This is a genomic window from Veillonella sp. CHU110, from assembly GCF_003992255.1.
In the GTDB taxonomy this organism is placed as follows: domain Bacteria; phylum Bacillota; class Negativicutes; order Veillonellales; family Veillonellaceae; genus F0422.
The window spans coordinates 38,238-52,778 of record NZ_RQVA01000009.1 but is presented as its reverse complement, the minus strand read 5'-3'; the positions used below and the strand labels follow the sequence as shown (position 1 = coordinate 52,778).

15 protein-coding genes are annotated in these 14,541 nt (G+C 40.7%); 12 read left to right on the top strand and 3 right to left on the bottom strand.

Features of this window, described 5'->3' with window-relative positions; translation table 11 throughout:
* Positions 1-5 precede the first annotated feature (5 nt).
* The 8 genes from hydF to EO122_RS05160 all read left to right on the top strand — a co-directional run bounded on the left by hydF (position 6) and on the right by EO122_RS05160 (position 5,603).
* Positions 6-1,223 carry a [FeFe] hydrogenase H-cluster maturation GTPase HydF gene (hydF, locus tag EO122_RS05195; RefSeq protein ID WP_127009676.1) on the top strand — a complete coding sequence of 406 codons (1,218 nt, stop codon included), beginning with the start codon at positions 6-8 and terminating at the stop codon, positions 1,221-1,223.
* Between the two features lie 11 nt (positions 1,224-1,234).
* Positions 1,235-1,756, top strand: a complete 522-nt coding sequence (locus tag EO122_RS05190; RefSeq protein WP_127009675.1) for a DUF4446 family protein — start codon at positions 1,235-1,237, stop codon at positions 1,754-1,756.
* Between the two features lie 12 nt (positions 1,757-1,768).
* Positions 1,769-2,719, top strand: a complete 951-nt coding sequence (locus tag EO122_RS05185) for a M23 family metallopeptidase (protein ID WP_127009674.1) — start codon at positions 1,769-1,771, stop codon at positions 2,717-2,719.
* A gap of 9 nt (positions 2,720-2,728) precedes the next feature.
* Entirely contained in the window at positions 2,729-3,307 is a 579-nt protein-coding gene (locus tag EO122_RS05180; RefSeq protein ID WP_127009673.1) for a cob(I)yrinic acid a,c-diamide adenosyltransferase, read from the top strand.
* A 64-nt stretch (positions 3,308-3,371) separates the two neighbouring features.
* Positions 3,372-4,226, top strand: a complete 855-nt coding sequence (locus EO122_RS05175) for a hypothetical protein (RefSeq protein ID WP_127009672.1) — start codon at positions 3,372-3,374, stop codon at positions 4,224-4,226.
* A 41-nt stretch (positions 4,227-4,267) separates the two neighbouring features.
* Positions 4,268-4,612, top strand: coding sequence for a GerW family sporulation protein (locus EO122_RS05170; RefSeq protein ID WP_127009716.1), 345 nt, complete (start codon positions 4,268-4,270; stop codon positions 4,610-4,612).
* 153 nt (positions 4,613-4,765) lie between these two features.
* Positions 4,766-5,221, top strand: coding sequence for an OmpH family outer membrane protein (locus tag EO122_RS05165; protein ID WP_127009671.1), 456 nt, complete (start codon positions 4,766-4,768; stop codon positions 5,219-5,221).
* A gap of 112 nt (positions 5,222-5,333) precedes the next feature.
* Entirely contained in the window at positions 5,334-5,603 is a 270-nt protein-coding gene (locus EO122_RS05160) for a hypothetical protein (protein ID WP_127009670.1), read from the top strand.
* A gap of 145 nt (positions 5,604-5,748) precedes the next feature.
* On the opposite strand, the gene EO122_RS05155 is transcribed toward EO122_RS05160, so the two are convergent.
* From EO122_RS05155 to EO122_RS05145, 3 genes are all read right to left on the bottom strand, one after another.
* Positions 5,749-6,030 (bottom strand): cupin domain-containing protein, encoded by a 282-nt coding sequence (locus tag EO122_RS05155; RefSeq protein ID WP_127009669.1) that lies wholly within the window; start codon positions 6,028-6,030, stop codon positions 5,749-5,751.
* Between the two features lie 94 nt (positions 6,031-6,124).
* Positions 6,125-6,778, bottom strand: a complete 654-nt coding sequence (locus EO122_RS05150) for a hypothetical protein (RefSeq protein ID WP_126938068.1) — start codon at positions 6,776-6,778, stop codon at positions 6,125-6,127.
* Position 6,779: 1 nt separating this feature from the next.
* Positions 6,780-7,967, bottom strand: a complete 1,188-nt coding sequence (locus EO122_RS05145; RefSeq protein ID WP_127009668.1) for a DUF1858 domain-containing protein — start codon at positions 7,965-7,967, stop codon at positions 6,780-6,782.
* A 739-nt stretch (positions 7,968-8,706) separates the two neighbouring features.
* Between EO122_RS05145 and sfsA the strand changes: the two genes are divergently transcribed.
* The 4 genes from sfsA to EO122_RS05125 all read left to right on the top strand — a co-directional run bounded on the left by sfsA (position 8,707) and on the right by EO122_RS05125 (position 14,538).
* On the top strand, positions 8,707-9,861 hold the full coding sequence (sfsA, locus tag EO122_RS05140) for a DNA/RNA nuclease SfsA (RefSeq protein ID WP_127009667.1): 1,155 nt from the start codon (positions 8,707-8,709) through the stop codon (positions 9,859-9,861).
* A gap of 154 nt (positions 9,862-10,015) precedes the next feature.
* Positions 10,016-12,490 (top strand): DNA gyrase subunit A, encoded by a 2,475-nt coding sequence (gene gyrA, locus EO122_RS05135; protein WP_127009666.1) that lies wholly within the window; start codon positions 10,016-10,018, stop codon positions 12,488-12,490.
* A 330-nt stretch (positions 12,491-12,820) separates the two neighbouring features.
* Complete coding sequence (locus tag EO122_RS05130) at positions 12,821-13,738, top strand: DUF2156 domain-containing protein (RefSeq protein ID WP_127009665.1); 918 nt, start codon at positions 12,821-12,823, stop codon at positions 13,736-13,738.
* 191 nt (positions 13,739-13,929) lie between these two features.
* Positions 13,930-14,538, top strand: a complete 609-nt coding sequence (locus EO122_RS05125) for a LysE/ArgO family amino acid transporter (protein WP_127009715.1) — start codon at positions 13,930-13,932, stop codon at positions 14,536-14,538.
* The last annotated feature ends 3 nt before the right edge of the window (positions 14,539-14,541 follow it).

Here is a 14,541-nt window from a genome sequence, read left to right as displayed (position 1 = left end):
CAGCTATGTTAGAAGGAACAGCAAAGGCGAATCGAGTGCATATTGGATTTTTTGGGCGATGTAATGCAGGAAAATCCACATTGATTAATACCTTAACAGAGCAGCAAATTTCCTTAGTATCACCTATCGCGGGAACTACAACAGACCCTGTATCAAAAACCATGGAATTACTTCCATTAGGCCCTGTTATGATTGTAGATACAGCAGGTATTGATGATACATCGGAATTAGGTGTGTTACGGGTGGAGCGAACAAAAACAGTAGTGCCACAAATGAATATGGCCGTGTATATGATGCGTACTGATGTAGCACCGATTCCTGAAGATATCGAATGGTTGCAACTCTTGGAAGAACAAAAGATTCCTACCTTAGTGGTCTATAACGAGGTGGAGGGTTATACAGGTGCAGATTTTATCAAAGCACATCCGGAATTGAAAGCCTATAGTACACATATAGCAATCGCTGATGTGAGTGATGGAGCTCATCGCATTGAGTTATTAGATTCTTTAAGCCGATTAAAACCTGTTGATGAAGAAGTACAGTCCTTATTAGGTGGATATATAGAGGAAAAAGATGTTATCGTTCTTGTATGTCCCATCGATGAATCGGCACCAAAAGGTCGTATCATTTTGCCACAAGTACAAATGATTCGAGAAATTTTAGACCATCACGGCATGGCAATGGTGTGCCAAGTAGAAGAATTACAGGATACATTGCAACACTTGCACAGAGCTCCTAAATTAGTGATTACAGATTCACAAGCGTTTGAGGCTGTCAGTCAAATTGTTCCAGAAGAAATACCTTTGACAAGTTTTTCCATTTTAATGGCTCGATTTAAAGGAAAACTAAAAGACTTAGTAGCTGGTGTACAAGCAATTAGTCAGTTACAGTCAGGATCTAAGGTATTGATCAGTGAAGGATGTACGCATCGTCAACAATGCGAGGATATAGGGACTGTTAAAATCCCTCGTTGGTTACAAGCCAAAGGATACACTGACTTAGTATTAGAGTGGACTAGTGGAGGGCAATTTCCTCACGATGTATCTAGTTATGATGTCATTATTCACTGTGGTGGATGCATGTTGACTCGCCGCGAAGTATTACGCCGTATCGACGTAGCATCTGTGCAAGGAGTTCCTATTGTGAACTATGGTGTGTTGATTGCATCCTTGCATGGCATATTGCAACGTGCTATTGCACCTTTTATACATGAATTAGAATAGAGAGGATTATTGTGTTAGAACAACTATTACCGTGGTTGCCATGGATATTAGGGGGTATTATTGTACTCCTTGTATTACATGCGTTCAGTTTACAGATTCGGGTGAATCGACTGACAAAGCGATACCGATATTTTATGAACGGTGGAGATGGACAAAGTATTGAACGTCGTCTTGCTATCGAAGTGAAGGAACTTCGAGACATGGCAAGCACATGGGAAACCATCTTATCAGAGCAAAAGATTATTAAATCCACACAATCAGAAACATTTCAACATATAGGTTTTGTAAAATATAATGCCTTTGAAAATATTGGCAATGAATTGTCATTTTCACTTACTTTATTAGATGGTAACTTAAATGGGATTGTTATCTCTAGTGTATATGGTAGAAATGAATCTCGTATTTTTACAAAACCGATTGTGAATGGTAAAAGCCTAGCTAGTCTTTCACAAGAGGAATTAGCTAGCTTACAAGCAGCGATGGGACAGCGTAGTAATGGCGATGTATTGGCCAGCTCATCCGTTTCTGCCTAGAAAGGAATAGCAATGCAAGCACCTAAGTGGTTACAGTCACGCCTAGAACAAAAAGGTGAGGATTGGACGTTGCGGTTTACCAAGAAACAGTTGCGAATAGTAGCGGTCATTCTTACTGTTCTGCTAGTAGCACTTCTTGGATTTGGCGTGTGGGGGATAGCTCGACAAGTAGAAGTCTTACAACTACGCCAAGAAAACCAACTACAGAAAGAGCAGCTTAAATTACTCGATCAAAAGGTTGAAGTATTAGATAAAAAAATGAAGACCTTAGATGAGTTAGATCAAAATATTAGAAATATGATTAAGGGGACAGAGTCGGGAACGGTACAGAATACAACCGCTACTCCTAAGACAAATGAAGAGAAAGAGGACCCTTCTCCCAAAAGCCCCAATAAAACTTTCACAATTACACAATTATCTGCACACATATCAAGTTTAGACAGACAGGCACAACGACGCATGACATCGATGTATACCCTATATCATGTGCTTCGTGATGGAGTGGGTAAAGATATTCGTGAATTGCAATCTATGTTATTGTCCGAAGGGGATGATACGAGTGCAAATAGTCATATGCCATCCATTTGGCCAGCAAAAGGTGTGATTACCTCTGGTTTTGGTGGGCGACAAGATCCCGTATACGGTGGCGGTGGATTCCATGAAGGATTAGATATCGCCAATGATACAGGAACGAATATTGTGGCTACAGCGGCAGGCACCGTAGTCTATGCTGGTGATGGTGGCGGATATGGTAACTTAGTAGAAATTGACCATGGCAATGGATTTGTCACACGATATGGTCACAATTCTGCTATTTTGGTGCAACAAGGGATGACTGTAAAAAAAGGGCAGTCTATTGCACTGATGGGTAGTACTGGTAAAAGTACGGGTAGTCATGTGCATTATGAAGTGCGCGTGAATGGTGTGGCTACCGATCCATTATTATTTTTGCCGATTCAATAGGAGGCAACTATGAAAGCCTACGTACAAGTTTATACAGGTGATGGTAAGGGAAAAACAACGGCGGCTATCGGGCTCGCAGTACGAGCGGCAGGTGTTGGTAAGAAAGTATTATTACTACAATTTATGAAATCCAAAGTCTACTCAGAACATGTTGTGTTAGACCAATTAGAGCCAATTACTGTAGAAACGGTAGGGAAACCGTTTTTTATCGTTCCAGAAGGTATGAAACGTGATGAAGAATTGCGTCGTTGGGGTGATGATGTAGTGGTCTTTCCCAAAGGGCAACCACCACAAGAATACAAAGATTTAATTCATATAGGGCAAGAGCGAGCCTTGCAAGCTGTGTCCACAGGCGATTTTGATATCGTTATCTTAGATGAATACAATATGGCTCTTTTCTTTGGACTCGTGGAAGAAGAAGAAGGCCGTGCGATCCTGGCTGCACGCAACCCTGATGTGGAAGTTGTCTTTACAGGGCGAGGAGCTCCACAGTGGTTATTAGACGAGGCAGATTTAGTGACTGTTATGGAAGCATACCGTCATTATTATGATCAAGGTGTAGAAGCTCGTCTTGGTATTGAGCATTAAGGGTAAAGAATGTTATAATTTAAGTAATATACGTCTTGTAAATTGCTGAAAGGCAGGTGGTATCGTGTCACTATGGATGATTCTATTACTTGTGGTAGTAGCTTTCATCATAGCAATTCTATGTATTCCAATCACGTACAGTCTGAAAGTAAGTTCTCGTAAACCCTATGAGTTTGACTTCCGATTGCAGTGGATGTATCGCATTTTAAAAATGCATTTTGCCTATAAACAAGGTCATTCGCTGTTCAAAGAGGTGTATGTATTAGGGTCTATGAAAGTGGGTTCTGCTCGCGATTATGAAGATTGGTTAAATCGTCGCGTTAAAGAAGAGCTAGATCCACTATCCTCGCAAATGGAGGATGAGGAGATGGACGCAGACTCTGTGCAAGAAGAGATGGATCCGTATCCATTGTCTGGTTATGATGGACCAGAGCCAGTGGCATCTGTACGATTTGATGCGGATGGAAATGTCATTGAAGAAGTAGGAACTACCTCATCAACAGACGAACAAAAAGAAACGAAAGATACAAAAGATCTTCCCACATTTTGGTGGTGGAAACATGTATCTAATCCTAAGCTGTATGAAGCCTTGTTTATCGTAAGTAAACAATGTGCTGGTCATGCAAGTCCTAGAGTGTTTCGTTTAGAGGGGGATTTTGGGATTCCAAAACCATACGAAATGGGACTGATTACAGCGACTGCCTATAGTCTTTGTCCGAAACAAATGGAAGAAGTAAATTTCTCCTATACGGATTTTGCCTATACAGGTAGTTTAGAAGTAAAGGGACATATGCAATTAGGAGTGTTTGCTTTTTACGGAACTCAATTCCTTCTAAAAAAAGCAGTTCGAGAATGTCTAACAGATAGCGTAAAAGCATTTTTACAGTATCGTCGTCGTAAGCAAAGTGCAGTAAATTAAAACTTTCAGAAGTCTAAGAATCATAGGAGGTTATGATGGATATAAAACTTACAAACTTAAAGGAAAATTTAGAACCCTTATTTGAACAATTCAAAGAAATGATCCGTGTAGAAACTGTAGTAGGTGAGCCTGTACGTTTGGGCGATACTACGATTGTTCCTTTTGTAGATGTATCTCTTGGTTTAGGCGGATGCCAAAAAGCAGGTGGTGGCGGAGCAAAAGTTGAGCCAACAGCAGTACTTGTTATTAAAGGGGAGCGTATCGAGTTATTCAATATTAAAGGATCTGCTAAATATACTGGCTTTGATCGTTTAATTGGTATGGTTCCAGAAATTATCAGCAAATTACGAAAAGAAGAATATGTATATGTAAGTGAAGAGAAATAATTGCAAACTATTCGCATAGATTTGTAGCTATTGATTTCATGTAATATTCATATACATGACGTATAGTAAAGGGGTAAGGTAAGTTGCTAAATAACAACAACTTTGCTATACTAGATAAATAGATGAAAATATTTCTCATAGGGAGGCTTATACATGAATTTAACTAAAAAAATTGCAACATTAGGTGCATTGGCTGTTATCGGTGCTTTCACAGTATCTAATGCAGCGAATGTAGGTGTTATTAACGAAGAAGCTATTTATACTGGTTATAACGGTTTTGGTGCGATCCAAATGCAAATTGAAAAGTTGCGTGGTGAATATGGTCCAAAATTACAAACTGAGTTCAATAAATTGAACAACTTCAAAACTGATGCAGAAAAACAAGCATACTTCGATAAAAACGTTCGTAGTATCCAAGAAAAATACAATCAAGAAGAAGCAAAAGTATTAGCTCCATTGGATACAAAAGTAGGCGAGGCTATCAAAGCTGTTGCAAATGAAAAAAATATTGATGTAATAGCTATGAATCCATCTTCTGTTGGCGCAGTAAAAGAAGGTAACCAAGTTATCGACTTAACTCAAGATGTAGTAGCTCGTATCAATAAATAAGATATAATAAACCCCTAGGTCGTGTGACCTGGGGGTTATTTTTTTATTCATAGTATGATATTCTTATGGTATAGATATAAGATACGAGTGTGGTAGTAAGGGAGGAAAAGACATGTTAAAACGAACATTACTATTGGCTGTTTTACTGATTTCATTAGGGAGTACGATGTCTTTGGCAACAAATCACTTGTATTATATGGGAACTATAGATGGGACATCATATTATATTGATCAAGACACAGTTCAGAAGAATGATAAGAATGCCTATGTATGGGTAAAGATCGTCGATAACCAAGGCAGTGAAGTATGGGGGCATATTTTAGTTAGTCGTTATGGAAAGTCCTATACTATTACTGAACTACGAGGACGTGGTTGGAGTTGAAAATTAGATCCATATAAAGAGTTACAACCTATTGCACCTAATGCATCAATAGAAAAAATTGTTGATTTAATTTGGTAGGTGAGCTAAAAAAAGGTGTGAGCCCAATGCTAATAGTTAGCATGGATTCACACCTTTTTGTATTGGCTTATTTATGGATTAGGTTTACAATGAACTCGCTATCTTCCACCAATGTAGCTTGGATATAGTTGTTGCCGTCGAAGTGCAATACTTCGCCTGGTGTTAAGATATGGGATTCTGTGTCGTTAAGGAATACGTTTACTTTACCTTTTACCACAGTGAAGATTACGTTAGCCTCTGGGTGATTGTGTTTTTCCACTTTGTCACCAGCGACACCGCCTTTTTTTACGATTTTGTAATTAGGGCCATCAAAAATTAAACCTAGTTCTTGTTTTACAGTTCCTGCCATAGTAGAACCTCCTATTCTGGGGACTTTCACAGCGGTGAAAGTCAATACCAACAGCGGTCATGCTGTTTTAATAATATAAAAAGGGTTTAGCTACTTAGCTTTTTGCAATTGTATATACAGGAATGTCACCATCAAGGTTCACATTGAATGCGAAGTCCGGTGCTACGTGACTCACGAAAGCGCTGAACCATGCTTGGAAGGCAGCGGCCATAATAATTGGATTTACGCCGGCTGTTTTCCAATAGGAAATTTGATTTTGGTGATTTCCGTACCAACTAAAAGTAGTATCAGTTTGCTCGATGATAGTATCGCTTGGATCGCAAGGCATACCATTTACATAGTAGTCTTGCATCACTGTGTAAATAGCAGGTGCTGTTTGAGCAGTAAGTTTTTCTTTTGCTTCAGTACCGCACATTGCGCCTTGTTTGATGAACGCTTCTAATACTGCATCGATACCGTCGTCTCCGCCACAATCCGTTAAATCTTTGATGAAAGTAGCTTCGCGAACGGAAGAGGTTTGTAATTGGTTTTGTAACCAACCGTGGATGTTGTTATGGTCGATGATGCGGTCCAACTGACGATCAGGAGGAATTGGTTTTCCGTATAAATCGATGGCTGTTGCATATAACTCATCGGCTAAGTCGTCGAGGCGACTTTGTGCCTCTTTCTTAATAATTTGTTCACGTTCAGCGATAAGCTGAATTTTTTTATATAACCAGAAATGAATGTGTCCCAGTACTGCTGACATGTTAAGCTCCTTTTCGTGCGACTTCTAATTTAGAAACAAGTTCATCCACATCCATGCCGTGAATGCTAGCGGCTTGCCATAGTGGTTCCCCCGTGGAGGAAGGACAGCCAAGACAACCCATACCGATGGATTGCAACACAGGCACCGTTTGTGGATACATATCTATAATATCACGAATGATGGAATCTTTTGTAATAGCAATTTCAGATACATTGCGACCGGCATTGAGTTTTGCCACTAATTCATCGATGTCCATACCGTGGATATTCGCCGCTTGCCATAGAGGTTCCCCTGTAGAAGAAGGACAGCCAAGGCATCCCATGCCCATGGATTGCAAAATAGGAATCAATTCTGGATATACGTCGACGATATGACGAACGATGGTGTCTTTTGTAATTAGTTGTCCTGGTGAAAGTGGAGTGGCCCCTTTATTGTTAGCCGGTGCAGCTGCCTCTACAAGACCTGCATTGCCTTGACCTGGTAATTTGACAGCTGGTTCTGCAGCGGCTTTCGGAGCAGTTTCTGCAGCATCCACTGTGTCTAATACAGCAGCTTTGAAAGCAGCAAGACCGATGCGTTCAATGAATTGGCCCATACGCTCGATTTGCGCATTTTCTTTATAGTACGTAATCATGCGGTCGATGATGGCTAGTACTTCCTCTTCGGTAGCCACCTCTGTGATTAAATCGCCTAAGCGTGGATGAGCGCCAGCGCTACCACCTGCATAGATTTGCCAACCTTGGTCATTACCGATAACGCCGATATCTTTTGTGATGGCTTCGGCGCAAGAGTTAGGACAACCAGATACGCCAATTTTCATTTTAGAAGGCATTTCTTTAGAGATGTATTTTCGTTCTAATTGCATACCTAAATGTACGCTGTCTTGTTTCGCACGTTTGCAGAATGTCGTGCCAGGACAGAATTTCACAGAACGAACACGATTGGATACGGTATGCGCTGGTTCCATGCCGAGCATGGCCCACGCTTTGTCTACATCTTCTGCCTTTAGGTTTGTAATCATGATGCGTTGAGCACCTGTAATTTTCAAAGTTGCGTGGAATGTGTTTGCCACGTCGATAAATTTTTGTAACATTTGTGGTTGTACGAAACCACCAGGTATGCGAGGGGTAATCGCGTACGTGCGTTTCCCGTTGCGGATACGTTGTAAATTGCCTGCCACTTGTGCCATGTGTATCTCCTTAAAATTGAGTAAATGTTGTTTATGTTTGTATATGAAAGAAGGTATTGTCCCTAATATAGATGATATTGGATAGCTATAATGTATCTAGTCAATCTAGTGAAGGGCTGTATACCTATTTATATGTTATGTAGTAGTATGTATAAAATTATAACAAGTATTTTACATCAAATTGTGTTAGAATACAGTTTCATGAAAATAAATTATATAATTGCTATACATGACTAGGCGAAAGCCTATGCTCTTAGTATACTATAAGAAGTGGTTCTTGTATGTAGCTGAGGCAACGAATTTTATTCACAAACTATACACGGCTTATACACGGGAAATTTAAAGTTACACACAGAATTATCCACAAAAAGTGATTAAGTTATGACAAAAATAAACAAATAGTAAAGATAACTTAGGATTACACACAGAGTATACACAAGATAATCACAGAGTTATCCACATATCAGTGAATAATGAGTGAATAACTTGGAGCTTACACACAGATTAGGCACAGGATACTCACATGGTTATCCACAGAATAGTGTGTATGTGTTACTAATTAGAATGTTAGAGCACTGTGAGTAGAGAAATTTTATCTTTTTTGATGATTTTTGTAATGTATTAATCTTGATTAATATATTATATAAATCTAGATATATGTATTAAACCTATCGTAGAATACGATACGAAGATGGGTTAATAATGATGTTATATGAAGTGATAAAACGTAAGGATATATATGAAAGTATTATATGAAAATGTACAGGTTGCTACCTTTGTAGAGCGACCGAACCGATTTGTGGTCCATTTAGAATTACAGGGACAGATCATAGTGGCTCATTTACCAAATCCGGGTCGTATGTGGGAGCTCCTCTTTGTAGGGGTGAAGATGTATGTAGTGCATCATCCGAAAGAAGGCGCGAAAACGCAATATCGTGTCATCGGTATTGAACGAGATGGTGTGCCCATCATGTTAGACACCAATTATTGTAATGACATGGCGGAGTACATGATTGTGGAACAACTCATTCCAGGATGGGAAGAGTGGCGTGTGGTACGCCGTGAATACACGGTGGGTCATAGTCGTTTTGATTTGCTTCTCACCAATGATAAAGAAGAGCGATTTTTATTGGAAGTGAAGTCTTGTACACTGTTTGGCGATCAAGGAGCGATGTTCCCTGATGCGGTGACGGAGCGTGGTCGAAAACATTTGTTGCATCTTCAAGAGTTGCAACAAGAGGGATATCGCACGGGGATTCTATTCTTAGTGCAGTGGGAACGAGCATTGTGGTTTTCTCCAGACTTTCACACGGATTTGGAATTTACGAAGACATTTATAGAGGTAGCACCACAATTAGACTGGAAGGCGATGGCATTGCAGTGGACACCAGAATTTACTAAGCCTACAGTGGTGCGTGAGTGCTTATACAATGATGCAGCGGTGCAACGAGAAGCGGAGGACCGAGGGGATTACCTCATGGTGTTGCAGGTGGAAGAGCCAGTGACCGTAACCATCGGCAGTAAGGGAGACATGCATTTTGAAGCTGGGTATTATATCTATGTAGGGTCAGCGAAAGCCAATTTAGGAAAACGCATAGAACGTCATAAACGGAAGCGGAAACAAAAACATTGGCATCTAGATTATTTGCGAAGTGTCAGCACTGTTGTGGCAGCCTTACCGATTCGTAGCTCTAGCGATTTAGAATGTGAATTGGCGAAGGCAATGAAGGCTATTAGTGTAGACGAGGTGAAAGGCTTTGGTTGCAGTGATTGTCACTGCACGTCACACCTATTCAAAATGGATGTGAACCCTATCCACAATGAACGCTTTATGATCGATGTGGTGGAAATGTTCCGTATGAATCGATTAAATGAGGCGATGTTAAGCAAATAAGGATAGGTTTACAGGAATAATTATACGAGATATACTTTCATAAGCATTAAAATTTGAGTGTATTGAAACTTTCATGTAAAAAGATAGAAAAAAAGTGCATAAAATGGTATAATGGATTAGTTATATAATCAGTATTGTAAAATGAGGTGATACAATGGAGGAAAAGGCTTGGAGTCACGGCAAGATTGTGCCGGTCCAAATCGATAAAGAAATGCGCAGTTCCTACATCGATTACGCTATGAGCGTTATCGTTATGCGCGCCCTTCCAGATGTACGCGATGGGTTGAAACCTGTACACCGTCGTATTCTATATGCGATGCATGAAACAGGCATGACACCGTCGAAACCGTACAAAAAATCGGCTCGTATCGTCGGCGACGTACTTGGTAAATACCATCCACATGGTGATAGCTCTGTGTACGACGCAACGGTGCGTTTGGCCCAAGATTTTAATACAAGATATCCACTGGTGGATGGTCATGGTAACTTCGGTTCCATTGACGGGGACTCCGCTGCGGCTATGCGGTATACAGAAGTTCGTATGTCTCGTATTGCGACAGAAATGCTCGCAGATATTGAGAAGAAAACAGTGGACTTCATGCCGAACTATGACGAATCTTTGGAAGAACCAACTGTACTTCCAGCAAAGATTCCGAACTTGTTAATCAATGGTTCCGCCGGCATTGCCGTTGGGATGGCGACGAACATTCCGCCCCACAACTTAGGGGAAGTGGTAGATGGTCTTGTAATGCTCATCGACGATCCAGAAGTGGATGTGAACCAATTGATGACGGCCATCAAAGGTCCAGACTTCCCAACAGGGGCGTCTATCCTTGGTCGTGAGGGCATTAAAAAAGCCTACGCCACAGGTCGTGGTAGCATCAAAATGCGTGCGAAAGCTCATATTGAGGCTATGACGAAAGGTAAACACCGTATTGTGGTCACAGAAATTCCGTACCAAGTGAATAAAGCACGCTTGATTGCAACTATTGCAGATTTAAGCCGTGATAAAGTGGTGGACGGCATTACAGCCCTTCGTGATGAAAGTGACCGCCGTGGTCTTCGTATCGTCATCGAATTGCGTGCTGACGTGCAACCAGATATCGTGTTGAATAAATTATATAAACACACACAATTACAAGATACATTCGGCGTGATTATGTTGGCATTGGTAAAAGGCCATCCAAAAGTATTGACTTTGAAAGAAGTATTAGGTCACTACTTAACGCACCGTCAAGAAGTCATCGTACGCCGTACAGAGTTCGACTTGGCAAAAGCAGAAGCTCGTGCGCACGTATTGGAAGGCTTGCTAATTGCTTTAGATCACATTGATGAGGTTATCCATACTATCCGTAGTTCTCAAACTACAGATATTGCTCGGACCGCTTTGATTGAAAAGTTCAGCCTTACAGAAATTCAAGCGAACGCTATTTTAGATATGCGTTTAGCTCGTTTAACAGGCTTGGAACGTGAAAAAATCGAAGAAGAACACGCGGCATTATTGGTGTTGATTGCGGATTTGAAAGCGATCTTAGCCTCCGATGAACGTCAACGTGAAATCATCAAAGAAGAATTGATTGCCATGAAAGAAAAATATGGCGACAAACGTCGTAGTGAAATCACAATCGATACCTCTGACTTTGATGTAGAAGATTTAATTGCTGACGAAGAAATGGTGATCACTTTAACTCGTCAAGGCTATATCAAACGCATGAATGCCAATGTGTACCGCAACCAACATAAGGGCGGCGTAGGCGTTGTGGGTATGAAAACGAAAGAAGATGATTATGTGGCGCAAATTATGCATGTGCGAACCCATAACACATTATTATTCTTCACATCCACAGGCCGTGCGTACCGTTTGAAAGCTTACGAAGTGCCAGAAGCATCGAGCCGTAACTCTCGTGGTACAGCCATCATCAACGTACTTCCTCTTAATGTAGGAGAAACAGTGACGAACATGATCGACTTAGAACGCATCTCTAGCGATGTGAACTTGTTCATGGTCACAAAACAGGGCGTTGTGAAGCGGACATCCATCGATGAATACCGCAACATCCGCCGTGGCGGCTTGAATGCAGTGGCATTGGACGAAGGGGATCAGTTGATCTCTGTAGGCTTGACCTATGGCAACCAAGATGTATTGCTAGGTACGAAAAAAGGTATGGCGATTCGTTTCCATGAAGCAGATGTACGCTTGATGAAACGCGCTGCTCGTGGCGTGAAAGGTATCAACCTAAACGCTGGCGATGAAGTGGTAGGTGCTAGCATCATTCATGGTACTGGCGAAGAATGCCAAGTCTTCACCATCAGTGAAGAAGGCTATGGCAAACGCAATGTAGAAAGCTCCTATACCGTGCAAAAACGTGGTGGCAAAGGAACGAAAAACTTTAAAATCACGGACAAAACTGGCGAAGTAGTAGCTGTAGAAATCGTAAATGACAACGATGAAATGATGCTGATTTCTGAACAAGGCAAGATCATTCGCTTTGACGTGAACGACATTGCTGTGAAGAAAAGTAAAGCCATTTCTGGCGTGAAAACACAGAACTTAGACGAAGGAGATAAAATTGCCTCTGTGGCGGTTATCTCGAGTGAAGAGCTAAAAGAAGACGAAAGCTTGTTTTAAGTCGTCACTTGTTTCGTTATGTAGCCTGTGGCGTTTGTATAGCTAATTATGTATAAGGAAAGACCGTAACATACTCCTTCTCAAACTGATCCTACGGTAGGTTTGTTCAGGAGCATGTTGCGGTCTTTTTGCGTTTTCGTAATTTAGGTGGTTACGAACGCAACAAAGGCTGCTACTCGTAACTGCGTTCCTCAGTGTTTAGGTAGTAAAGGTGCGCCACATGGTTACTACTCGAAATGGCATTATACTTTTCTGCATTGAATTTTATCGATGAATAGCATATAATAGTAATGTTATATCATAAAATCAGTGTATTAGGAGGCGAGTCCTATTTTAGACTTTAAGCGTTTTACCTTAGAAGATAAGCCCCGTATTGATGCGTATTTTGCAGAGCATCATTATGAAGCGTCAGATAACAGTTTTACTACATTGTTTATGTGGCAAGATGCGTATGGCATTACTTGGGCAGAAGAAGAAGGCGTATTATTTATTAAAGGTGGCGGAGTGACGGACACTCCATTTATGCTGCCACCATTTGCAGGAAAAGATGCCAAATTTGTCGATGGTTTACAAATGGCTAAGGAATGGTTCAAAGACAATCAAATTCCATTTTTATTAAAAGGTGTTAACCCTATTATGATGGAACGGATGCAAAAGCTATGTCCAGATTGTTATGAATTTACTGCAGACAGAGATAACTTTGAATATATTTATCGTACAGAAGATATGATTACCTTAGCTGGTAAAAAGTTACGTCAAAAGAAAAATCATTTAAATCAATTCCGTATGCAATATTCTAACTATGAATATATGCCCATTGATGAGACTACAATTCCACTTTGCCGAGAAGCGGCAGCACAATGGGTAGAAACTCATCATGAAGAAGGCATTGAAGATGAGTTGACAGCTATCAACTTACTCTTTGATCATTGGGATGCATTAGGTCTTGTGGGCGGATGCATTAAACTGTTCGGACATGTCGAGGCTTTCACGATTGGGGAAATGCTGAATGAACACATGGCGTTGATCCACATTGAAAAAGCAAATCCGACTATTCGTGGTTTGTATCAAGCCATCAACAATGAATTTATTCGTCATGAATTCGCCGATACAAAATTTATCAACCGTGAAGAGGATATGGGATTGCCAGGTCTTCGCATGGCAAAAGAATCGTATCATCCAGACCATTTTGCAGAAAAATTTGATGCCCGTTGCATCAAACAGGGCAGCTGTGATGACACTCTATAACATATAGCATGTAATTCCTAGGGACAATAGCATAGGTTCCTAGGAGTTTTATTTTCTCGTTGGTTAAAAAGTAGCTCGTTCTTGGCGATGTCATCTGGGGACGCGCTTACTGGTACTGTACAAGACTTCACGTCAAGCCGTACAATACCTAGGTAGTAACAGAATGGATGTAGATAATGAAAGGAGCCAATATGACCTATTTTTGGGAAGGGCTTCTATTGGGATTTGCCGTATTGGCACCCATTGGAATGCAAAACCTATTTATTGTGAATACCGCGTTGGTCCAAAAGGTATCTCGCATTGTGATTACCATTTTAATTGTGGCATTTTTTGATATTACATTAAGCGTGTCTGCTTTTTATGGCATCGGTGCTATCTTTGATATATGGCCATTTCTGAAAGGCATTATTCTACTATTGGGTGGGGCCGTTATTTTTTATATGGGTTATACCGTGTTTAATTCAGAACCACAAGTATCTCACATGGATACGAATGTGACGATTTGGAATATTGTGACCACAGCCTTTGCGGTGGCATGGTTGAACCCACAGGCACTGATCGATGTGACGATGATGTTCGGCGCTGTGAAAGCTAGCATTCCAGAGGATGCCGCTATATATTTCTTGTTGGGGTATATCGTATCTGCCTTTGCTTGGTTTGGTGCCTTGTCTACGGTCATTCATAAGTTAGCCAAGCGGATACAAATTTCTCAGCTCATTTGGATTAATCGCATTTGTGGACTCATCTTATTCGGCTACGGAGCAAAATTATTTGTAGATGGTGTGTTTATGTATCTATAAGCT

What these genes read in the sequence shown, in the direction of transcription:
- EO122_RS05145 (WP_127009668.1), bottom strand. Translation starts at nt 7,967, where the DNA reads ATGGCACAAGTGGCAGGCAATTTACAACGTATCCGCAACGGGAAACGC.
- EO122_RS05155 (WP_127009669.1), bottom strand. Translation starts at nt 6,030, where the DNA reads ATGGCAGGAACTGTAAAACAAGAACTAGGTTTAATTTTTGATGGCCCT.
- EO122_RS05165 (WP_127009671.1), top strand. Translation starts at nt 4,766, where the DNA reads ATGAATTTAACTAAAAAAATTGCAACATTAGGTGCATTGGCTGTTATC.
- EO122_RS05185 (WP_127009674.1), top strand. Translation starts at nt 1,769, where the DNA reads ATGCAAGCACCTAAGTGGTTACAGTCACGCCTAGAACAAAAAGGTGAG.
- sfsA (WP_127009667.1), top strand. Translation starts at nt 8,707, where the DNA reads ATGAAAGTATTATATGAAAATGTACAGGTTGCTACCTTTGTAGAGCGA.
- EO122_RS05150 (WP_126938068.1), bottom strand. Translation starts at nt 6,778, where the DNA reads ATGTCAGCAGTACTGGGACACATTCATTTCTGGTTATATAAAAAAATT.
- EO122_RS05180 (WP_127009673.1), top strand. Translation starts at nt 2,729, where the DNA reads ATGAAAGCCTACGTACAAGTTTATACAGGTGATGGTAAGGGAAAAACA.
- EO122_RS05160 (WP_127009670.1), top strand. Translation starts at nt 5,334, where the DNA reads ATGTTAAAACGAACATTACTATTGGCTGTTTTACTGATTTCATTAGGG.
- hydF (WP_127009676.1), top strand. Translation starts at nt 6, where the DNA reads ATGTTAGAAGGAACAGCAAAGGCGAATCGAGTGCATATTGGATTTTTT.
- gyrA (WP_127009666.1), top strand. Translation starts at nt 10,016, where the DNA reads ATGGAGGAAAAGGCTTGGAGTCACGGCAAGATTGTGCCGGTCCAAATC.
- EO122_RS05125 (WP_127009715.1), top strand. Translation starts at nt 13,930, where the DNA reads ATGACCTATTTTTGGGAAGGGCTTCTATTGGGATTTGCCGTATTGGCA.